Origin of the sequence: Protofrankia sp. Cas8 (assembly GCF_963555845.1) — a bacterium.
Classification (GTDB): Bacteria; Actinomycetota; Actinomycetes; order Frankiales; family Frankiaceae; genus Protofrankia.
This window is the reverse complement of record NZ_CAUVXI010000002.1, coordinates 8,364-28,334: the sequence shown is the minus strand read 5'-3', so window position 1 is coordinate 28,334 and position 19,971 is coordinate 8,364. Positions and strand designations below refer to the sequence as shown.

Here is a 19,971-nt window from a genome sequence, read left to right as displayed (position 1 = left end):
TCGCGTGCCCTTCGGCCGGGTGACCCGAAACCGCGGTCCCGCCCAAGTCTGCCTGCCGAATCGGCACGGCGCCGCCTACGGGCGCCGCAACCGAGAACGCCGGCACCGCCAACCGCCCCTGCCCCATCGCCGCCCAGACCGCCGTACGCACTCATCAACATCCGGGCGGCAGACCCTAGCTGGCATAGTGACGCAGAGCGTCCAACGCACGATCGGTGACGTTGTCCACCGGGCCGGTGGCGTCGAGACCGATCAGCAGGCCCTTTGCCGCGTAGTAGGCCACCAGGGGTGAGGTCTGTTCGGCGTAGACCTCCAGCCGGTGGCGCACGGTGTCGGAACGGTCGTCGTCACGCTGGAACAGCTCACCGCCGCAGCGATCGCAGACGCCCTCCACCGCGGGTGGATCGAAGTCCACATGCCAGATGTGCCCACAGTTACGGCAGGTCCGCCGCCCGGACAGCCGCCGCACCACCTCATCATCGTCGACGACGAGTTCCAGGACGACATCCAGGCGCGTACCCATTCCCTCGAGCAGCTGCCCCAGGACCTCGGCCTGCGGCACGTTGCGCGGGAACCCATCAAGCAGGAAGCCCTTGGCGGCGTCCTCCTCGGCCAGCCGATTTCGGACCATCGCGATGGTGACCTCATCAGGAACGAGATCACCCGCATCCATGTACCGCTTCGCGAGCACGCCGAGGTCAGTGCCCTCTCGGACGTTCGCCCGGAAGATGTCTCCCGTTGAGATCTTGGGGATCGACCGCGCCTGGGCGATGAACGCGGCCTGGGTGCCCTTGCCCGCACCCGGCGGTCCGACCAGTACGAGGCGCACTACCGCAGGAAACCTTCGTAGTTGCGGAGCATGAGCTGGCTTTCGATCTGTTTGACGGTCTCCAGCCCCACCCCCACAATGATCAGTACCGAGGTGCCGGCGAAGGGGAACGGTTGCTGCTTGGTGAGGTTCAGCAGCGCCAGCGGCAGCACCGTGATGACGCCGAGGAAGAGCGAACCCGGGAGGGTGATCCTCGACAGAACCCGATCGAGGTACTCCGCGGTCGGCCGGCCGGGCCGAATTCCAGGGATGAAACCGCCGTACTTCTTCATGTTGTCCGCCACCTCGGTCGGGTTGAAAGTGATGGCCACGTAGAAGTAGGTGAAGAAAATGATCAGACCGGCATAGATAATCAGATAGAGGGGATGATCACCCCGAGCCAGGTAGCGCTGTTCGAAATCCTGGAAGGTCCTGTTGCCCCAGACCTGACCGAGCAGCTGCGGAAGCTGGAGCAGGGACGACGCGAAGATCACAGGTATGACGCCGGCCTGGTTGACCTTGATTGGCAGATAGGTCGAGGTACCGCCGTACATCCTGCGGCCGATCAGCCGCTTGGCGTACTGCACCGGGATCCGGCGCTGTGACTGCTCGACAAACACCACAAACACGACGATCGCCAGACCAAGCAGACAAATCAGGCTGAAGACGACACCGCCGGCCACCTGGAGAATCCGCGTTCCCTGCGACGGCAGTGCGGCCGCGATCGACGTGAAAATCAACAGGGACATTCCGTTGCCGACGCCGCGGCTCGTGATCAATTCGCCAAGCCACATGATGACGGCGGTGCCCGCGGTCATGGTGATGACGATGACCGCGATGCGGAACAGGCTGGTGTCCGGGATGATCGGCGTGGAACAGCCGGGGAAGAGGTTGCCGCTGCGGGCGAGCGCGACGATGCCGGTCGCCTGTAGCACTCCCAGGGAAATAGTCAGATAACGGGTGTACTGCGTGAGCTTCTGCTCGCCGGACGTGCCTTCCTTCTTCAGCTGTTCGAGACGCGGAATGACCACGACCAGCAGCTGGATGATGATGCTCGCCGTGATGTACGGCATGATCCCCAGCGCAAAGATGGAGAGCTGAAGAAGAGCGCCCCCGCTGAAAAGATTGATCAGCGAGTAGACGTTGCGGCTGTCGGCGCTCGCGGAGGACAGGCACTGGTTGATCGCACTGGTTGAGATCCCCGGAGACGGCAGCACGCTGCCCATCCGGAACAGGACGATGATCCCGAACGTAAAGAGCAGCTTCTTACGCAGGTCAGGCGTGCGGAAGGCCCGCGTGAAGGCGGTGAGCACGACTCCTCCTGCTGATCGTCACGGCAAACGCACTCGATGGACGACTGTCCCGACCGAACATAGGACCGGCGGTGCACGGTGTGCCGACTGTAACAGTAGAGACGGTCCACTCGTCCCGACATGGGCCAGCGATGGCATCCAGCGCGCCGGCATCACGGCCGATCCCGGAGCCGGCACAACCGTCGGTCACCGCCGGGATCAGTGGCGGCGCCAGTTGGCCCATGGCCTTTCGGATTATTCAGAACAGACCTGGCTTATCGTTACAAAACTGTGGGTCGGACGCAACCGGAGACGGAACAATCATGCATCTCCCCGGCTACCGGGCTCCCCGGCTACCGGGCTCCCCCGCCGCCGGAAGCCCCGTGCGACGCCAAGCGCCGGACGGGGCTTGGCGTCGCACGGGGCGCCGCACAGCCTCAGAGCTCGACGACGCTGCCGCCGACAGCGAGGATCTTCTCCCGGGCGCTGGTGGAAAACGCGTGGGCGCTCACATTAAGGGCCACGCCGATCTCCCCGTCGCCCAGGACCTTCACGAGAGCATTGCGGCGCACCGCACCAGCACCGACCAGGTCATCCACGCTGATCTCACCGCCCGCCGGGAACAGCTCGGCGAGAGTGGCGACATTGACAACCTGGTATTCCTTGCGGAACCGGTTCCTGAATCCCTTGAGCTTGGGCACGCGCATGTGCAGCGGCATCTGGCCGCCCTCGAAGCGGACCGGGACCTGCTTGCGCGCCTTCGACCCCTTCGTACCGCGACCGGCGGTCTTGCCCTTGGAGCCCTCACCCCGACCGACGCGCATCTTGGCCTTGTGGGCGCCCGGTGCGGGCTTGAGGTGGTGAATCTTGAGGCCGCGGCCGCGGGCGGCATCCGCCGTCTCCACCTCGGATGTCTTGGTCAGGTTGCTCATTCATCCACCTCCTCGACCGTAACGAGATGGGTCACAGTTGCGATCATCCCGCGCACTTCCGGGCGGTCATCGCGGACAGTAGTGGCTCTGATTCGACGGAGCCCGAGGGTCCGCAGGGTCTCACGCTGGTTTCGCGTCCCGCCGATGCCGGAGCGGATCTGGGTAATCTTCAAGCGTGCCATCACGCACCGACCCCGGCCGCCCGGGCCCGCAGCATCGCCGGCGGTGCAACGTCCTCGATCGGCAGTCCGCGGCGTGCCGCGATCTCCTCGGGACGCATCAGACCCCGTAGTGCCGCGACGGTGGCATGCACGATGTTGATCGGGTTCGACGAGCCCAGCGACTTCGACAGGACGTCGTGAACACCCGCGCACTCCAACACCGCGCGTACCGGGCCACCGGCGATGACGCCGGTACCCGGCGAGGCCGGCTTGAGCAACACGACTCCGGCCGCAGCCTCGCCCTGGATCGGGTGCGGAATCGTCGAGCCGATCCGCGGCACCTTGAAGAAGTGCTTCTTGGCCTCCTCAACGCCTTTGGCGATGGCGGCCGGCACCTCCTTGGCCTTACCGTAACCCACACCCACAGTGCCGTCCGCGTCACCAACGACGACGAGTGCGGTGAAGCTGAACCGCCGACCGCCCTTGACCACCTTCGCCACCCGGTTGATGGCGACGACACGCTCGATGTAGGCGTTCTTGTCCTGCGCCGGACCGCCGCCCTGGCGGTCGCGGCGTTCCCGACGGTCAGAGCCGCCGGAGCCGCCTCCGCGGCGCTGCTGGCCTGGCATCAGTACATCTCCCTGTTCGTTGAGTTTCCGCGCGTCCAACGGCGGGGCATCAGAACTCCAGCCCGCCTTCCCTGGCGGCGTCCGCGAGCGCGGCTATCCGGCCGTGGTAGGTCCGACCACCACGATCGAACACCACCGCGGCAATTCCCGCTTGCCGGGCACGCTCGGCGACGAGTTGCCCGACGGCCTTCGCCTGTGCGGTCTTGTCGCCGTCCGTGGCACGCAGCGACACGTCCAGCGTGGACGCTGACACGAGGGTGTGGCCGGCGCTGTCGTCGATGACCTGGGCATAAATGTGACGAGCCGAGCGCGTGACCACGAGCCGCGGGCGGGCGGGTGTACCCGCGATCTTCTTGCGAATCCGCACGTGCCGGCGAAGCTTCGCCGAACGCCGCTGGGCGCTGACACTGACAGCCATGATCCGTTCCCCTACTTCCCGGACTTGCCGACCTTGCGGCGGACGACTTCGCCCTGGTACCGCACACCCTTGCCCTTGTACGGGTCTGGCTTGCGGAGCCGACGGATCTTGGCTGCCACCTCACCGACCTGCTGCTTGTCGATCCCGTGAACGACAAAACGCGTCGGCGACTGCACCTCGAACCGGATGCCCTCCGGTGCCTTCACCGCGACCGGGTGACTGAAACCGAGTGCGAACTCCAGATCCGAGCCCCGAGCCTGAACGCGGTAACCGACGCCGACGATCTCAAGCGCCTTCGAGTATCCGCTGGTGACCCCGGTGACCATGTTGGCCACAAGCGAACGGGTCAGACCGTGCAACGCCCGCGACCGGCGTTCGTCGTCCGGGCGGGTGACGAGCAGTTGACCGTCCTGCGCACTGACGGTGATCGGTTCCACTACAGAATGACTGAGAGTCCCCTTGGGCCCCTTGACGACGATCGCCGAGCCGTCCATGGACACATCCACGCCGCTGGGCACCGAGATCGGCAGCCGTCCAATGCGTGACATCGCGCGACCCCCTACCAGACGTAGGCGAGGACTTCCCCGCCTACCCTGCGCTTGTTGGCCTGCCTGTCGGTGAGCAGGCCCGATGACGTGGAGATGATCGCCACGCCGAGGCCGCCGAGCACCTTGGGCAGGTTGGTCGCCTTTGCGTAGACCCGCAGGCCCGGCTTACTGATGCGCTTCACTCCGGCGATGGAGCGCTCCCGGTTCGGGCCGTACTTCAGCTCCACGACGAGGGACGCGCCGACGGCGCCTTCCGGCGGCTCCTCAACGTGCCATCCGGCGATGTAACCCTCCTGCTGGAGGATCTCGGCAATATGCGTTTTGATCTTGCTGTTCGGCATCACCACCTGATCGTGGTATGCGCGGTTGGCATTGCGGACACGGGTCAGCATGTCCGCAATTGGATCTGTCATCGTCATGGGGCTGGAGCCTTCCTCGTGGCGGTTCCCCGGAATATCGGACCGGGGCCTGCCGCGAACCGGTGGGTGGTGTGAGTCAGCAGCGGAACTTTCCCGCTACCACGAGCTCTTGGTGATCCCGGGAAGCTCTCCACGGTGCGCCATCTGCCGTAGGCATACCCTGCACAGACCGAACGTCCGGTAAACCGACCGCGGCCGCCCGCATCGCTGACAACGGGTGTAGCCCCGCACGCCGAACTTCGGCTTGCGGATCGACTTTTCAATCAATGCCTTCTTCGCCATCTGCCTGCCATGCCTTCTCTCTGGCCGCCGGTGGTGCGAAAACCACAATCGCACCACCGGTTACCATCAGTTCTCCTTGAAGGGGAAGCCCAACCCGCGAAGCAGCGCGCGGCCCTCGTCGTCCTTGGTAGCGGTCGTGACAACCGTGATGTCCATGCCGCGGACCCGGTCGATACGGTCTATGTCGATCTCATGAAAGATCGACTGTTCGACCACGCCGAAGGTGTAGTTACCGGATCCGTCGAACTGCTTCGGTGACAGGCCCCGGAAGTCACGGATACGCGGGAGGGCTACCGACACGAGCCGGTCCAGAAACTCCCACATCCGATCACCACGCAGGGTTACCTTCGCCCCGATAGGCATGCCCTCCCGCAGCTTGAACTGCGCGATGGACTTCTTCGCCCGACGAACGGCCGGCTTCTGGCCGGTGATCGCTGTGAGGTCCCGCAACGCGCCGTCGATGAGCTTCGCGTCCCGGGCGGCGTCGCCGACACCCATGTTGACCACGACCTTGACCACGGTCGGAATCTGCATCACGTTCGGGTAGTGGAACTGCTCACGCAGGCCCGACGCGATCTCCTCGCGATACCGCAGCTTGAGCCGTGGCAACGGACGGGGTTCGGTGACTCGGGATTCGGTGATAGTAGTCATTTCGATCCCTACAGCTCGGTGCCGGTGCGGCGGGAGATCCGCACCTTCGTACCGTCGTCGTTGACGCGGTAGCCGATCCTGGTCGGACGGCCGTCGGACGGATCCACAATCATGACGTTGCTGACGTGGATGGGCGCTTCCTGGGTCACGATCCCGCCGGACTGCGAGCCGCGGGCCGAGGTGTCCACCCGGGTGTGCCGGGTGACCCTGTTCGCACCCTCGACAATCACCTTGTCCTCAACGGGAAAAGCCCTGATGACCTTTCCCTTGAGACCACGGTCCTTACCGGTCACGATCTGGACCGTGTCACCCTTCCTGATCTTCATTCCGGCCACGGTCACAGCACCTCCGGCGCCAGCGAAATAATCTTCATGAACTTCTTGTCACGCAGCTCCCGGCCAACCGGGCCGAAGATGCGCGTACCCCGGGGGTCGCCACCGTCCCGGATGAGCACGGCGGCGTTCTCGTCGAACCGGATGTAGGAGCCGTCGGGACGCCGGCGCTCCTTGGTAGTGCGTACTACGACCGCCTTGACCACGTCGCCGCGCTTGACGCCGGCCCCGGGCAGGGCGTCCTTCACGGTCCCGACGATGATGTCGCCGATACCGGCATAACGACGCCCCGAACCGCCGAGTACCCGAATGCACAGCAGTTCCCTGGCACCCGTGTTGTCGGCGACCCGAAGTCGCGACTCCTGCTGGATCACTTCCCGCTCCCGAACTGCGTCTGCGCCCGCCTGCCGGCGGCCGGCTCGCTAGACCCTTCCAATGCCTCCCGCGGCGCACAGAACATGATCACGCCGCCTTCGGCCGGTCCTACACGATCGGCTGGTCGATCTACTTCGCCTTCTCCAGCACTTCCACCACACGCCAGCGCTTGGTCGCTGACAGCGGCCGGGTCTCCATGAGCAGAACCCGGTCACCGACGCCGCTCGTACTGTTCTCGTCGTGTGCCTTGACCTTCTTGGTACGCCTGATGGTCTTGCCGTAAAGCGGGTGCTGAACCCGGTCCTCCACCGCGACGACCACGGTCTTGGCCATCTTCTCGCTGACCACGAGGCCCTCACGAACCTTGCGGAAGCCGCGATCGGCGGTCGCGCCCGACGCGGCGGCCGGCGCAGTCCTCGGCACGGCGGCCGGCGCGGTAGGCGCCGCCTCCGCCGGGGGGTTGCCTGTCGTCGGGGTGCCGTCCGTTGTCATCCCATTCACGCCCGTTCCACCTGTATTGCCGCCGTTGCCTGCAACGGCTCGATGCCGTCAACCGCTCCGACCACACCGGTTCCGATCAGATCAGGATCATCGACAAGACCGAGCTCACGCTCCCGAAGCACCGTGTAGATGCGCGCGATGTCGCGCCGAACGGCCTGCAGGCGACGGTTGTTGGAGAGCTGGCCGGTGGCCGCCTGAAAACGGAGGTTGAACAACTCCTCCTTGGCCTCGCGGAGCTTGTCCACCAGGTCCTGCCCGGACAGTGCCCGCAGTTCGTCCGCGGTCGCGGTCACCATCAGGCACCTCCCTCGCGGGTCACGAACCGGCACTTCATCGGGAGCTTGTGGATGGCACGCCGCATCGCCTCCCGGGCGACCGGCTCGGCCACACCCGAGAGCTCGAACATCATGCGTCCGGGCTTGACGTTGGCGATCCACCACTCCGGTGAACCCTTGCCGGAACCCATCCGGGTCTCGGCCGGCTTCTTGGTCAGCGGCCGGTCCGGGTAGATGTTGATCCAGACCTTGCCACCACGGCGGATGTGACGCGTCATCGCGATACGCGCCGACTCGATCTGCCGGTTCGTCACATAGGCGGACTCGAGCGCCTGGATGCCGAATTCGCCGAACGCGATTTTGGTGCCGCCCTTGGCCGCGCCACCACGATCGGGGTGGTGCTGCTTGCGGTGTGCGACCTTGCGGGGAATCAACATCGTCCTAGCCCTCCGTCTCCTGGGCAGCCTGCGTCGCGGGCGCGGCGGTATCGACCGGGGCCGGTGCTGCTGCCGGGGCCGGCGCTGCTGCCGGGGGCGGAGCCGGGGTCGGCGCTGCTACCGGGGGCGGAGCCGGGGTCGGAGCCGGAGCTGCTGCCGGAGCAGCCGGAGCCGGAGCCGGAGCAGCCGGAGCCGGAGCTGCTGGCGGAGCCGAAACCGGAGCCGGAGCCGGAGCCGCCGGGACATCCGCCTGCGCGCTCGGGGCAACGACGGTCGGTGCGGGACTGGCGTCGGCCGCAGCGGCACCGCCTGCAGCGGCACCGCCTACCGTCGCTGCGTCGCCGCCGCCGCTGCCACGACCCCCCCGCCGCTCACCCTGCCGCGCTGCCGCACGACCGGCCTCGGTGCCGCCGGTGGTGGTACCCGACGAACCCGAACGCGGCCCACGGCGCGGACGCTCCCTGCGGTGCTGGCGCTGAAGTGCCTCCTGCGCCTCCCGCTCCGCACGGCTCTGAACGATGTCACCCTTGTAGATCCAGACCTTCACACCGATACGGCCGAAGGTGGTCCGGGCCTCGTAGAACCCGTAGTCGATGTCGGCGCGCAGCGTGTGCAGGGGCACCCGACCTTCGCGGTAGAACTCCGAGCGGCTCATCTCGGCCCCGCCGAGGCGTCCGGAACACTGCACCCGGATGCCTTTGGCGCCGCCCTTCATCGCCGACTGCATGGCCTTGCGCATCGCCCGCCGGAAGCTGACCCGGCTCGACAGCTGCTCCGCCACGCCCTGCGCGACGAGCTGGGCGTCGACCTCAGGGTTCTTCACCTCAAGGATGTTGAGCTGGACCTGCTTGCCGGTCAGCTTCTCGAGGTCGCCGCGGATGCGGTCGGCCTCGGCACCGCGACGTCCGATGACGATCCCCGGGCGGGCGGTGTGGATGTCCACCCGCAGCCGGCCCTGGGTCCGCTCGATGTCGACCCGGCTGATACCCGCACGCTCCATGCCCCGGGACATCATCTTACGGATCTTCACATCTTCGCCGACATACGCCTTGTACTGCTTGTCGGCGTACCAACGAGAGGTGAACTCCGAAGTGATCCCGAGTCGGAACCCGTGCGGGTTGACCTTCTGCCCCACTACCGGGCCCTCCTTGCAGTCTGCGATGCGCCGGTCGACGCGCCGCGGGTCACCGAAACCGGTTCCCGGCTTTCAACGACGACCGTGATGTGGCTGGTCCGCTTCCGGATCCGGTAGGCACGACCCTGCGCCCGCGGACGGATGCGCTTGAGCGTCGGGCCCTCGTCGACGTAGACCTCACCCACCCAGAGCGTGGACGGGTCAAGCCCGTGATTGTGCTCGGCGTTCGCGACCGCGCTCGCGACCACCTTGTACACGTCCTCGCTGGCCGCCTGTGGGGCGAAGCGAAGGATGTCCAGGGCCTCGCGGGCGGAACGGCCACGGACCAGGTCGACGACCCGACGTGCCTTGGTCGGCGAGACCCGGACATAGCGGGCCGATGCCTTCGCTCCGTCCAGACCGGACCGGGTGAGCCCGTCCACGAGGTCGTCAGCCACGGCGTGACCTCCGGTCTTCCTTGACGTGACCGCGGAAGGTCCGCGTCGGCGCGAACTCGCCGAGCTTGTGACCGACCATCCCCTCGGTGATGAACACCGGGATGTGCTTGCGGCCGTCGTGCACGGCGATGGTGTGCCCGAGCATGTCCGGGATCACCGTCGAACGCCGCGACCAGGTCTTGATGACGTTCTTCGTGCCCTTGGCGTTCTGCACGTCCACCTTCTTGAGCAGGTGGTCGTCGACGAACGGGCCCTTTTTCAGACTGCGTGGCATGGCGTGTCTCCTCCTTCCTGCTCAGAACCGATGGTCATGCGTCGATTGACACCGAATGGGATTGATCATGATCACCGCCGCCTGTTCTGCTTCCGACGACGGACGATCAGCGCGTCGCTCGCCTTGCGGGTGGCACGGGTGCGGCCCTCGGGGCGGCCCTTGGGGTTCACCGGATGACGGCCGCCGGAGGTCTTGCCCTCACCACCACCATGTGGGTGGTCGACCGGGTTCATCGCCACACCGCGGACGGTGGGACGACGGCCCTTCCAGCGCATCCGGCCGGCCTTGCCCCAGTTGATGTTGCTCTGTTCGGCGTTGCCCACCTCGCCGACCGTCGCCCGGCACCGGACGTCGACATTGCGGATCTCGCCGGAGGGCATCCGCAGTTGGGCGAAGGGACCGTCCTTGGCCACCAGCTGCACGCTTGTACCGGCGCTACGCGCGATCTTCGCTCCGCCACCGGGACGCAGTTCGATGGCATGTACCACCGTGCCGGTCGGGATGTTGCGCAACGGAAGGGCATTACCCGGCTTGATGTCAGCCGTCGTGCCCGAGCTGACCATGTCACCCTGCTTGAGCTTCACCGGGGCGAGGATGTAGCGCTTCTCGCCGTCGGCGTAGTGCAGCAGGGCGATCCGTGCCGTCCGGTTCGGGTCGTACTCGATGTGCGCGACCTTGGCCGGCACGCCGTCCTTGTCCCGCTTGAAGTCGATCAGACGGTACGCACGCTTGTGACCACCACCCTGGTGCCGCGTGGTGATGCGCCCGTGGACGTTGCGACCGCCCTTCGAGTGCAGCGGGCGGACCAGCGACTTCTCCGGGTGGTCACGAGTGATCTCGACGAAGTCGGCCACGCTCGAGCCACGGCGGCCGGGGGTGGTCGGCTTGTACCTGCGAATGCCCATTGTCTACCTACCCGTGTCCGAGCTACGGCGCGCCGGGCCCAGCGGGCGCCTGGCGGTGTTCTCGTCGGCTTGCGTGTCACGCACCAGGGCCTCCGAACATCTCGATGGCGTCCCCGGGGGCCAGGCTGACCATGGCCCGCTTGGTGGACTTCCGCTGGCCCCAACCGCCCTTGGTGCGCTTGCGCTTTCCCGAGCGGTTGATGGTGTTCACCCGCAGCACCCGGACGTTGAATATCTGCTGGACCGCAATCTTGATCGCAGTCTTGTTGGCATCCGGACGCACGATGAACGTGTAGACGTTCTCGTCCAGCAGGCCGTAGCTCTTCTCGGAGACGACCGGCTTGATGATCACGTCACGCGGATCGGGAATCACTTGGCTTCCTCCTCGGCTTCCGCGTCGTCATCGACTTCCGCGTCGTCATCGGCTTGCGCGTCGTGACCGGGGCGGGTCAACGACTCCGGGACTCCCAGTGGCTCCGCGTCGCCGGCCGGGATGCCAGCTTCGGACTCCCCTGCCGCCGGCGGCTGCGATCGGGCCAGGAACGTCACCAGAGCGCCCTGCGTGAACACGACATCGTCGCTTACGAGCACGTCATAGGTATTGAGCTGGCCGGGATCGAGCAGATGCACGGCGGGGACGTTGCGCAGGCTCTTCCAGGTGACGTCGTCGTCGCGGGCCGCCACGACCAGCACCCGGCGGGTGTCCGCGATCGCCCGGAGCGCCGTGACCGCGGCCTTCGTCGACGGCGTCTCACCGGCGACCAGAGACGACACGACGTGGATCCGGTTGTTGCGCGCCCGGTCGGACAGGGCGCCGCGCAGCGCGGCGGCCTTCATCTTCTTGGGCGTCCGCTGGTCGTAGGAGCGGGGCTTGGGGCCGTGGACGATGCCGCCGCCGGTGAACTGCGGGGCACGCAACGAGCCCTGACGGGCCCGTCCTGTCCCCTTCTGCCGGTAGGGCTTACGACCGCCGCCACGGACTTCGCCGCGGGTCAGCGTCGAGTGGGTGCCCTGGCGCGCCGCGGCGAGCTGAGCCACCACCACCTGGTGGATGAGCGGGACGTTCAATGCGATGTCGAACACCGCCCCGGGCAGCGCTGTGCTGCCGACCTCGCCACCGGCGGGGGCGTGGACAACGATCGTGCGGGTCTCGGGCTCGGCGGTGGCATCCGCGGAACCCCGCGACCGGGTGCGCTCTGCCGTCGTCGCTGCGCTCATGTCGACACCTCCTCGCTGGATGTCACAGCACTGTCGCCCGTGGCGGGTGGCTGCGCTGCCATCTCGGTAACGGGCTCGAAGTCAGCGGGCTCGAAGTCGGCAGGGGCGGGACGCTTGGCCGCACTGCGGACGAGCACCAGACCCCCGTCAGGGCCGGGCACCGCACCCTTGATCAGTAGATAACCGCGTTCGGTGTCGACCGCGTGGACGGTCAGGCCCGGGACGGTGACCCGTTCGTGCCCCATCCGCCCGGCCATCCGCAGGCCCTTGAACACACGCCCGGGAGTGGCGCAGCCGCCGACCGAACCCGGCGAGCGGTGCTTGCGCTCGACACCGTGGCCGGCGCCAAGACCCTTGAAGCCGTGCCGCTTCATCACACCGGCGAAGCCCTTACCCTTGGATGTCCCGGTCACATCCACCACTTCACCGGCGGTGAAGACCTCGCCGGTGAGCTCCTGGCCGGGCCGGTACTTCTCGGCGTCCGCCGTGCGCAGCTCCACCAGGTGGCGCCGCGGGGGCACCCCGGCGCGCGCGAAGTGACCGCGCAGCGGCTGCGTCACCCGACGGGGATCGACCTCACCGTAACCGAGTTGGACTGCCGAGTAGCCGTCCGAATCCGACGTCCTGATCTGCGTCACCACGTTCGGGCCAGCCTTGATCACTGTGACCGGGACGATGCGGTTGTTCGCGTCCCATACCTGGGTCATCCCGAGTTTGGTGCCCAGCAGGCCCCTGTAGTTGCGATTGAGCATGACTGCGCCGGCCCCTTTAAAGCTTGATCTCGATGTCGACACCGGCTGGAAGATCGAGGCGCATCAGCGAGTCGACCGTCTTCGGCGTCGGGTCAAGAATGTCGATCAGCCGCTTGTGTGTGCGCATCTCAAAGTGCTCGCGACTGTCCTTGTACTTGTGCGGTGACCGGATCACGCAGTAGATGTTCTTCTCCGTCGGCAGCGGCACCGGTCCCGCGACCTGCGCACCAGTCCGCGTCACCGTCTCGACGATCTTTCGCGCCGAACTGTCGATGATCTCGTGGTCGTAGGCCTTGAGCCGGATGCGGATCTTCTGTGCCGCCATGGTGGGCTTCGCCTGTCCTGTCTGTCTCGTCCGGCTCGCTGGCCCTGCAGGGTCCGTTCCCGGCCGGAGCTGCCGCCGGATGTACCGCTTGTTGACACGTCCGTGCACCGCGCGAGCGGCGGGCGTGAAGAGCCCACGGGGCCTGCGGCCCGCCGCTCGCGGCGACTACTTGAGAATCTTGGTGACTCGACCGGCACCGACGGTCCGGCCACCTTCGCGGATGGCGAAGCGCAGGCCGTCCTCCATGGCGATCGGCTGGATGAGCTCGACCGTCATCTCGGTGTTGTCGCCCGGCATGACCATTTCGGTACCCTCGGGGAGGGTCACGACCCCGGTCACGTCGGTGGTCCGGAAGTAGAACTGCGGACGGTAGTTGTTGAAGAACGGCGTGTGGCGACCACCCTCGTCCTTGCTGAGGATGTAGACCTGCGCCTCGAAGTTGGTGTGCGGCGTGATCGACTTCGGCTTGGTGACAACCTGGCCGCGCTCGACGTCCTCGCGCTTCACACCACGCAGCAGCAGGCCGACGTTGTCACCGGCACGCCCCTCGTCGAGCAGCTTGCGGAACATCTCGACACCGGTGACGGTCGTCGTGGTGACATCCGGCCGGATACCGACGATCTCGACGGTCTCGCTGACCTTGACGACACCTCGCTCCACACGACCGGTGACAACCGTGCCACGTCCGGTGATTGTGAAGACGTCCTCGATCGGCATGAGGAAGGGCTTGTCGATGTCGCGCTCCGGCTCCGGGATGGAGTCGTCGACAGCCTGCATCAGTTCCAGAAGCTTCGCGCCCCATTCCTTGTCGCCCTCGAGCGCCTTGAGCGCCGAGACGCGAACCACCGGAACGTCGTCACCCGGGAACTCATACGAGCTCAACAGCTCGCGAACCTCGAGCTCGACAAGCTCGAGAATCTCCTCGTCGTCGACCATGTCGGCCTTGTTCAGCGCCACGACGATGTAGGGCACGCCGACCTGGCGGGCGAGCAGCACGTGCTCCTTGGTCTGCGGCATCGGGCCGTCGGTCGCCGACACGACCAGGATCGCGCCGTCCATCTGGGCGGCACCCGTGATCATGTTCTTGATGTAGTCGGCATGACCGGGGCAGTCGACATGGGCGTAATGCCGGTTGTCGGTCTGATACTCGACGTGGGCGATCGAGATCGTGATACCGCGGGCCTTCTCCTCCGGCGCCTTGTCGATCTGGTCGAACGGCGTGAAGGGGTTCAGCTCCGGGTGTGCGTCGTGCAGGACCTTGGTGATAGCCGCGGTCAGCGTGGTCTTGCCATGGTCGATGTGACCGATGGTGCCGATGTTGACATGCGGCTTGTTCCGCTCGAACTTCTGCTTCGCCACGGGTGTCCCTCCAAGGACGGGTGGTGTCGTGCCGTGCTGATGATCGTGGTCGTGTCAGGCCCGGGACGGCGCAGGTGCGCCCCGCCCCGGCCACCCGTCACTCCCCGCGTGCTTTCGCGATGATTTCCTTGGCAACCCCCGCCGGGACCTCGGCGTAGGAGTCGAACTGCATCGAGTAGGAGGCCCGGCCGGATGTCTTCGACCGCAGGTCTCCGACATAGCCGAACATCTCCGACAATGGGACGGTCGCCCTCACGATGCGTGCGCCGGACCGTTCGTCCATGGCCTGGATCTGCCCGCGCCGTGAGTTCAGGTCGCCGATCACATCACCCATGTAGTCCTCGGGTGTGGTGACCTCGACCGCCATCACCGGCTCGAGCAGGACCGGGTCGGCCTTGCGGGCCGCCTCTTTGAACGCCATCGAACCGGCGATCTTGAAGGCGAGTTCGGAGGAGTCGACATCGTGGTACTGACCGTCGGTCAGGGTGACCTTCACATCGACGAGGGGGTAACCGGCAAGGACACCGAACTCCATCGCCTCCTGGCACCCGGCGTCGACGGACGGGATGTACTCGCGTGGAATACGACCGCCGCTGACCTTGTTCGCGAACTCGTAGCCACCGCCGTCACCGCCGGAGGGCTCGAGATCGATGATCACCCGGGCGTACTGCCCCGAACCGCCGGTCTGCTTCTTGTGCGTGTAGTCGACCTTCTCGACCTTGCGGCGGATGGTCTCCCGGTAGGCGACCTGCGGCTTGCCCACGTTGGCTGTGACACCGAACTCGCGGCGCATCCGGTCGACGAGCACGTCGAGATGCAGCTCACCCATACCCGCGATGATCGTCTGACCGGTCTCGTCGTCGGTCCGGACCTGGAAGGTCGGATCCTCCTCGGCGAGGCGGCCGATGGCCGTACCCAGCTTCTGCTGGTCGGCCTTGGTCTTCGGCTCGATCGCGACGCTGATAACCGGCGCCGGGAACGTCATCGACTCCAGGATGATCGGGGCGTTCGGGTCGCAGAGCGTGTCGCCGGTGGTCGTGTTCTTCAGGCCGACCACAGCGACGATCTGACCGGCACCGACACCGTCGCGATCCTCGCGGTGGTTGGCGTGCATCTGCAGGATGCGGCCGATCCGCTCCTTGCGATCCTTGGTCGAGTTCAGCACCGGCGATCCGGCGGTGAGCCGGCCCGAGTAGACCCGGATATAGGTCAACTTCCCCACGTAGGGGTCAGTCATGATCTTAAAGGCGAGCGCGGAGAACGGTTCGTTCTCATCCGGTGCACGCGAGACCTCGGTCTCCTCGCGACCCATCGCGTGCCCGACCGTGACACCGATGTCCACCGGGCTCGGCAGGAAGTCGACAACGGCGTCCAGCATCGGCTGCACGCCCTTGTTCTTGAACGCCGATCCGCACAGGACCGGGTTCACCGAACCGACCAGGGTCGCCCGGCGCAGCGCCGCCCGCAGCTGCTCCTCGCTGGGCACCTGGCCCTCGAGGTACAGCTCCATCAGGCTGTCGTCGTTCTCGGCGACGGTCTCGACCAGCTTGTCCCGCCACTCCTGAGCAGCCTCAGCATGGTCACGCGGGATGTCGACGATCTCGTAGGAGGCGCCCTTGTCCTCGGTGTGCCAGAGCAGGCCCTTCATCGCGACCAGGTCGATGACACCCTTGAAGTCGGCCTCGACGCCCCACGGGAGCTGGATGACAGCCGGGGTCGCGGCGAGCCGGTCGACCATCATGTCGACGCAGCGGTGGAACTCGGCGCCGACCCGGTCCATCTTGTTGACGAACGCGATCCGCGGGACGTTGTAGCGGTCAGCCTGGCGCCAGACGGTCTCGCTCTGCGGCTCGACTCCGGCTACGGCGTCGAAGACCGCGACCGCACCGTCGAGGACCCGCAGCGAGCGCTCCACCTCGACCGTGAAGTCGACGTGCCCCGGGGTGTCGATGATGTTGATGATGTTGTCGCGCCACGTACAGGTGGTGGCGGCGGAGGTGATGGTGATCCCCCGCTCCTGCTCCTGCTCCATCCAGTCCATGGTGGCACCGCCATCGTGGACTTCGCCGATCTTGTAGTTGACGCCGGTGTAGAAAAGGATCCGCTCGGTGGTCGTGGTCTTACCCGCGTCAATATGGGCCATGATCCCGATGTTGCGGGTCGTGGCCAGCGCGGTAGGTACGTCAGCAGACATATCGGTTACCAGCGGTAGTGGGCGAAGGCCTTGTTGGACTCCGCCATCTTGTGGGTGTCCTCGCGCCGCTTCACGCTCGCGCCGAGACCGTTACTCGCGTCGATCAGCTCGTTCATGAGGCGCTCGGTCATGGTCTTCTCACGCCGCTGCCGGGCATAGCCCACCAGCCAGCGAAGCGCGAGGGTCGTGCTCCGGCTCGAGCGCACCTCGACCGGCACCTGATAGGTGGCACCACCAACCCGGCGGCTGCGCACCTCCAGCGTCGGCTTGACGTTGTCGAGGGCACGCTTGAGCGTGACCACTGGATCGTTACCGGTCTTTTCCCGAGCACCCTCGAGCGCGCCGTAGACGATCCGCTCGGCCAGCGACTTCTTGCCGCTCAGGAGAACCTTGTTGACCAGCGCTGTCACCAGCGGTGAGCCGTAGACCGGATCGACGACGACGGGATGCTTGGGAGCCGGGCCTTTGCGTGGCATCAGGCCTTCTCCTTCTTCGCTCCGTACTTGCTGCGCCCCTGCTTGCGGTTGCGGACGCCCTGAGTGTCCAGCGTCCCGCGGACAATCTTGTAGCGGACGCCCGGAAGGTCCTTCACCCGGCCGCCGCGGACCAGGACGATCGAGTGCTCCTGCAGGTTGTGCCCCACCCCCGGGATGTAGGCGGTGACCTCCATCCCGCTGTGGAGCCGGACACGGGCGACCTTGCGAAGCGCCGAGTTCGGCTTCTTGGGCGTGGTCGTGTAGACCCGGGTGCACACGCCACGACGCTGCGGGCTCCCCTTGAGTGCCGGGGTCTTGGTCTTCTCGACCTTGTCCTGCCGGCCCTTGCGGACCAACTGCTGGATCGTCGGCAACGCCGCTCCCGTTCCTCTTCCGTCCCTGCCGGTACCTGCCGATATGTCAGCTGTGTCCGACCCACGCGGTCGGGTGTGTCGAACCCCCTCGGAAAACCGTCGGGAAACCCGAGCGGTCTGCCATGGGAGTGCGCCCGTCCACCTGAGGTGGGGCCGGGCCGTCCGAAGTCGCCGCCGGCCCGGCAGGACGGGCCACAGCGCCACTGGATGGCACAAGACACAGGTCAAACGTGCAGCGCACAGCGCCGCAGAAGGCGAGACTACCGAACCGGCAACCGATGTGTCGAATCGGGGGTCTCCGATGGTGGCGGAACCACCGCCCCCCGGGGCGGAACCACTAGCCGGCGGACGGCAGCTTCTGCAGCTTGCAGACGAAAAAGCCCTCGAAATCCTTGCCCGGGAGGATCCGGCGAGCGCCGGCGAGCGCCGGATCAAACGTCTCCGAGCGCCAGTGCCGCAGGCCCGGCCGCCATGCGCCCGGCGCCCAGCCGTCGATGTCGACCTCGATCGGGCACACCTGCACGGGGTGGTGGCGCAACAGGTAGCTCAGCGGAGCCTCGTTCTCCTCCGGCCCGAACGTGCACGTCGAGTAGACGAGGATGCCGCCGGGGCGCAACAGGCGACAGGCCGCGACCAACATCTTGCGCTGCAGCCAGCCATAGTTCGTCACCCGTTCCTCGCTCCAGTACCGCAGCGTGGCGGGGTCACGTAGGTCGACCAGACCCTCGCCGGTGCACTGGGCGTCCAGCAGAACCCGGTCGAACCGCCCCTCGACGAACTTGTCCGCGTACTGGGCCGGGTGACAGGTGGCGGCGGCGAGCCGGACGTGGAACTGCTGCGTCACCTCGCGCAGCTTGTCCAGCCGGGGCCGGATGCCGTCGTTCGCCCACAGGCTCGCGTCATTGTCGACCAGCGCGGCGATGTGCGCCGTCTTGCCGCCGGGCGCCGCACACAGGTCGATGATCGCCTCCCCCGGCACCGGATCGAGGGCGAGCGCGGGCACGAGGCTGGAGATGTTCTGGATGTAGGCGTGGCCACCGGTGAAGATCTCCGAGGCGGACAGGACCCGCTTCTCACCGCCGAGGAGGTATCCGTCGGGGCACCAGCCGAGCGGCTCGAGGGTGAGCCCGAGCGCGGCGATGGCACGGCGGACCTCGGCTGGACCCAGGGGCGACAACCGGTTCACCCGGACCCCGGTGCGCCGGTCGAGGGACAGGCGCGCGACAACCTCGGACTCGGCCATGTCCAGGATCTCACTCAGCCGCCGGACGAACAGCGTTCGTTTCCGGCTTCCTCCACCGACCCGCGCACCCCCGGCCACCGGTGACACGCTACCGAACCCGCCCACCTGGCGAATGCGGTCGATGCAGTCGATGCGCTGGATGCGGTTGATGTGGTCGATGCGCTGGATAATCCAGCGGCGGCCGACGTCGTCGGCCACAATCCGCGGTCACGTTTCCCGACACCGCATCAAATCGTTCGACCGGCTGCGCTGACGAGCAAATCCTCAACGATATCGAGCCCTGGGCCACTCCCTATGTGTCACCTTCGAGACTGATTACCCGCGCACTACCGAAGGTGTGAGCCGAGTCATGATGTTGGATGCTTGCCGGTTAATCCCCGCCCCGATAACTTCGATTTCGTCACCGTCAGTTCGGATGACTACGATGGAGGAATCATGCCTACTTCTCTCCGGCATCTCGACCACAATCAGGAAATCAGCCCGTCAAGTGCCTTCGGGCTGGTTATCGAGGTATCCGAGGACGTGGAGATTTCCGTTTTCAGCGCGGCTGAAGCCGTTGAGAGGCCGATCCTCGCATCGCTGGTCACCCGCTCCCCGGCGGACCGCGACGGTAACACCGTCGGTCGGGAAATGCTGAGTATCCGCACCGGCGGTGGGCGCTCAGCAGCAGCCCCGACCCCGGGGCCGGCCGGCAACGGCACCACGGCTGACGCCGGTACCGATGAGACCACCATCGACAACGCCGCCGGGCAGCACGATGACGATCATACACCTGTCGGGCTCGCAGACATTCAGCGCAGCGACGGCTGATTACCGAACCGAAACATCAGGCAAGCGGTTCACAAAATGACAGCATCTCGCCGGTCGCCCTCCGAGGCCAGCGGATGGCTCGGGAAACCGAACCATCAGCAGACCTCGGTGAAGACGGCCCTACGCAAGACATCCGCGACTGTCTCGTGGCTGTACGGGCGTCTGTTCTCCTGGCTTACCGGGAACCCCGACGCCGCTCGGATCGAGCATTTCATCAGGGATCAGAGCAGAGCGGCCATGGCGCACGCCGGGCTCTCGGTGCTCGGCGCGACGGCCCTGGCCATGGCCCCGTTCGCAATTCGCGACCTGATTGACGACTGGCTGCTCCAGCTACGGACGAGCGGAATACTTCTCCCCATTCTCCTCATTCTCGGCGCTTTTGTGCTCAGCGCCGTCGTAGCCACCCTGA

At 66.4% G+C, this 19,971-nt stretch carries 29 protein-coding genes and 1 pseudogene; 2 read left to right on the top strand and 28 right to left on the bottom strand.

Annotation, left to right across the window (positions count from 1 at the left end):
• Positions 1 to 175: 175 nt before the first annotated feature.
• The 28 genes from U9977_RS00720 to U9977_RS00585 all read right to left on the bottom strand — a co-directional run bounded on the left by U9977_RS00720 (position 176) and on the right by U9977_RS00585 (position 18,950).
• Positions 176 to 829, bottom strand: a complete 654-nt coding sequence (locus U9977_RS00720) for an adenylate kinase (RefSeq protein ID WP_322747173.1) — start codon at positions 827 to 829, stop codon at positions 176 to 178.
• Positions 829 to 2,121, bottom strand: coding sequence for a preprotein translocase subunit SecY (gene secY, locus U9977_RS00715; RefSeq protein ID WP_322747172.1), 1,293 nt, complete (start codon positions 2,119 to 2,121; stop codon positions 829 to 831). Before secY ends, U9977_RS00720 begins: the two co-directional genes overlap by 1 nt.
• 416 nt (positions 2,122 to 2,537) lie before the next feature.
• Positions 2,538 to 3,032 carry a 50S ribosomal protein L15 gene (gene rplO / locus U9977_RS00710; RefSeq protein WP_322747171.1) on the bottom strand — a complete coding sequence of 165 codons (495 nt, stop codon included), beginning with the start codon at positions 3,030 to 3,032 and terminating at the stop codon, positions 2,538 to 2,540.
• Positions 3,029 to 3,214 carry a 50S ribosomal protein L30 gene (gene rpmD, locus U9977_RS00705; protein WP_322747170.1) on the bottom strand — a complete coding sequence of 62 codons (186 nt, stop codon included), beginning with the start codon at positions 3,212 to 3,214 and terminating at the stop codon, positions 3,029 to 3,031. The genes rplO and rpmD overlap by 4 nt, the downstream gene beginning before the upstream one ends.
• Entirely contained in the window at positions 3,214 to 3,822 is a 609-nt protein-coding gene (gene rpsE / locus U9977_RS00700) for a 30S ribosomal protein S5 (protein WP_322747169.1), read from the bottom strand. Before rpsE ends, rpmD begins: the two co-directional genes overlap by 1 nt.
• Positions 3,823 to 3,871: 49 nt before the next feature.
• Positions 3,872 to 4,240 (bottom strand): 50S ribosomal protein L18, encoded by a 369-nt coding sequence (gene rplR, locus U9977_RS00695; RefSeq protein WP_322747168.1) that lies wholly within the window; start codon positions 4,238 to 4,240, stop codon positions 3,872 to 3,874.
• Positions 4,241 to 4,251: 11 nt separating this feature from the next.
• The gene (gene rplF, locus U9977_RS00690; RefSeq protein ID WP_322747167.1) at positions 4,252 to 4,788 is read right to left on the bottom strand and encodes a 50S ribosomal protein L6; all 537 of its coding nucleotides are present in this window, start codon (positions 4,786 to 4,788) and stop codon (positions 4,252 to 4,254) included.
• A gap of 11 nt (positions 4,789 to 4,799) precedes the next feature.
• Entirely contained in the window at positions 4,800 to 5,207 is a 408-nt protein-coding gene (gene rpsH / locus U9977_RS00685) for a 30S ribosomal protein S8 (RefSeq protein ID WP_322747166.1), read from the bottom strand.
• Positions 5,208 to 5,303: 96 nt separating this feature from the next.
• The gene (locus tag U9977_RS00680) at positions 5,304 to 5,489 is read right to left on the bottom strand and encodes a type Z 30S ribosomal protein S14 (protein WP_322747165.1); all 186 of its coding nucleotides are present in this window, start codon (positions 5,487 to 5,489) and stop codon (positions 5,304 to 5,306) included.
• A 66-nt stretch (positions 5,490 to 5,555) separates the two neighbouring features.
• Entirely contained in the window at positions 5,556 to 6,140 is a 585-nt protein-coding gene (gene rplE / locus U9977_RS00675; RefSeq protein WP_322747164.1) for a 50S ribosomal protein L5, read from the bottom strand.
• A gap of 8 nt (positions 6,141 to 6,148) precedes the next feature.
• Positions 6,149 to 6,466: a 50S ribosomal protein L24 gene (rplX, locus tag U9977_RS00670; RefSeq protein WP_322747163.1), complete on the bottom strand. Its 318-nt coding sequence runs from the start codon at positions 6,464 to 6,466 to the stop codon at positions 6,149 to 6,151.
• A gap of 11 nt (positions 6,467 to 6,477) precedes the next feature.
• Positions 6,478 to 6,846 carry a 50S ribosomal protein L14 gene (gene rplN / locus U9977_RS00665; protein ID WP_131748536.1) on the bottom strand — a complete coding sequence of 123 codons (369 nt, stop codon included), beginning with the start codon at positions 6,844 to 6,846 and terminating at the stop codon, positions 6,478 to 6,480.
• Between the two features lie 130 nt (positions 6,847 to 6,976).
• Positions 6,977 to 7,339: a 30S ribosomal protein S17 gene (rpsQ, locus tag U9977_RS00660; RefSeq protein ID WP_416210090.1), complete on the bottom strand. Its 363-nt coding sequence runs from the start codon at positions 7,337 to 7,339 to the stop codon at positions 6,977 to 6,979.
• A gap of 5 nt (positions 7,340 to 7,344) precedes the next feature.
• Positions 7,345 to 7,644 (bottom strand): 50S ribosomal protein L29, encoded by a 300-nt coding sequence (gene rpmC, locus U9977_RS00655; protein WP_322747162.1) that lies wholly within the window; start codon positions 7,642 to 7,644, stop codon positions 7,345 to 7,347.
• Positions 7,644 to 8,060 (bottom strand): 50S ribosomal protein L16, encoded by a 417-nt coding sequence (gene rplP / locus U9977_RS00650; protein WP_322747161.1) that lies wholly within the window; start codon positions 8,058 to 8,060, stop codon positions 7,644 to 7,646. Before rplP ends, rpmC begins: the two co-directional genes overlap by 1 nt.
• A 4-nt stretch (positions 8,061 to 8,064) precedes the next feature.
• Positions 8,065 to 9,195 (bottom strand): 30S ribosomal protein S3, encoded by a 1,131-nt coding sequence (gene rpsC / locus U9977_RS26780; RefSeq protein ID WP_416210435.1) that lies wholly within the window; start codon positions 9,193 to 9,195, stop codon positions 8,065 to 8,067.
• The gene (gene rplV / locus U9977_RS00640) at positions 9,195 to 9,632 is read right to left on the bottom strand and encodes a 50S ribosomal protein L22 (protein ID WP_239310551.1); all 438 of its coding nucleotides are present in this window, start codon (positions 9,630 to 9,632) and stop codon (positions 9,195 to 9,197) included. The genes rpsC and rplV overlap by 1 nt, the downstream gene beginning before the upstream one ends.
• Positions 9,625 to 9,906 (bottom strand): 30S ribosomal protein S19, encoded by a 282-nt coding sequence (rpsS, locus tag U9977_RS00635; RefSeq protein ID WP_322747160.1) that lies wholly within the window; start codon positions 9,904 to 9,906, stop codon positions 9,625 to 9,627. Before rpsS ends, rplV begins: the two co-directional genes overlap by 8 nt.
• Before the next feature lie 71 nt (positions 9,907 to 9,977).
• Complete coding sequence (gene rplB, locus U9977_RS00630) at positions 9,978 to 10,811, bottom strand: 50S ribosomal protein L2 (protein ID WP_322747159.1); 834 nt, start codon at positions 10,809 to 10,811, stop codon at positions 9,978 to 9,980.
• A gap of 76 nt (positions 10,812 to 10,887) precedes the next feature.
• On the bottom strand, positions 10,888 to 11,184 hold the full coding sequence (gene rplW, locus U9977_RS00625; RefSeq protein ID WP_322747158.1) for a 50S ribosomal protein L23: 297 nt from the start codon (positions 11,182 to 11,184) through the stop codon (positions 10,888 to 10,890).
• Complete coding sequence (gene rplD / locus U9977_RS00620; protein WP_322747157.1) at positions 11,181 to 12,029, bottom strand: 50S ribosomal protein L4; 849 nt, start codon at positions 12,027 to 12,029, stop codon at positions 11,181 to 11,183. Before rplD ends, rplW begins: the two co-directional genes overlap by 4 nt.
• Positions 12,026 to 12,781, bottom strand: coding sequence for a 50S ribosomal protein L3 (gene rplC, locus U9977_RS00615; protein WP_322747156.1), 756 nt, complete (start codon positions 12,779 to 12,781; stop codon positions 12,026 to 12,028). Before rplC ends, rplD begins: the two co-directional genes overlap by 4 nt.
• Before the next feature lie 16 nt (positions 12,782 to 12,797).
• Positions 12,798 to 13,106, bottom strand: a complete 309-nt coding sequence (gene rpsJ / locus U9977_RS00610) for a 30S ribosomal protein S10 (RefSeq protein WP_322747155.1) — start codon at positions 13,104 to 13,106, stop codon at positions 12,798 to 12,800.
• Positions 13,107 to 13,271: 165 nt separating this feature from the next.
• On the bottom strand, positions 13,272 to 14,465 hold the full coding sequence (gene tuf / locus U9977_RS00605; RefSeq protein WP_131748559.1) for an elongation factor Tu: 1,194 nt from the start codon (positions 14,463 to 14,465) through the stop codon (positions 13,272 to 13,274).
• Between the two features lie 97 nt (positions 14,466 to 14,562).
• Positions 14,563 to 16,659 carry an elongation factor G gene (gene fusA, locus U9977_RS00600; RefSeq protein WP_322747154.1) on the bottom strand — a complete coding sequence of 699 codons (2,097 nt, stop codon included), beginning with the start codon at positions 16,657 to 16,659 and terminating at the stop codon, positions 14,563 to 14,565.
• Positions 16,660 to 16,664: 5 nt separating this feature from the next.
• Entirely contained in the window at positions 16,665 to 17,135 is a 471-nt protein-coding gene (gene rpsG, locus U9977_RS00595; RefSeq protein ID WP_322747153.1) for a 30S ribosomal protein S7, read from the bottom strand.
• Complete coding sequence (rpsL, locus tag U9977_RS00590; protein WP_322747152.1) at positions 17,135 to 17,509, bottom strand: 30S ribosomal protein S12; 375 nt, start codon at positions 17,507 to 17,509, stop codon at positions 17,135 to 17,137. The genes rpsG and rpsL overlap by 1 nt, the downstream gene beginning before the upstream one ends.
• A gap of 337 nt (positions 17,510 to 17,846) precedes the next feature.
• Positions 17,847 to 18,950, bottom strand: a complete 1,104-nt coding sequence (locus U9977_RS00585; protein WP_322747151.1) for an RsmB/NOP family class I SAM-dependent RNA methyltransferase — start codon at positions 18,948 to 18,950, stop codon at positions 17,847 to 17,849.
• 237 nt (positions 18,951 to 19,187) lie between these two features.
• Between U9977_RS00585 and U9977_RS00580 the strand changes: the two genes are divergently transcribed.
• Positions 19,188 to 19,562 carry a hypothetical protein gene (locus U9977_RS00580; RefSeq protein ID WP_322747150.1) on the top strand — a complete coding sequence of 125 codons (375 nt, stop codon included), beginning with the start codon at positions 19,188 to 19,190 and terminating at the stop codon, positions 19,560 to 19,562.
• Between the two features lie 108 nt (positions 19,563 to 19,670).
• Positions 19,671 to 19,971: pseudogene (locus tag U9977_RS00575) on the top strand (hypothetical protein); the annotation flags it as partial.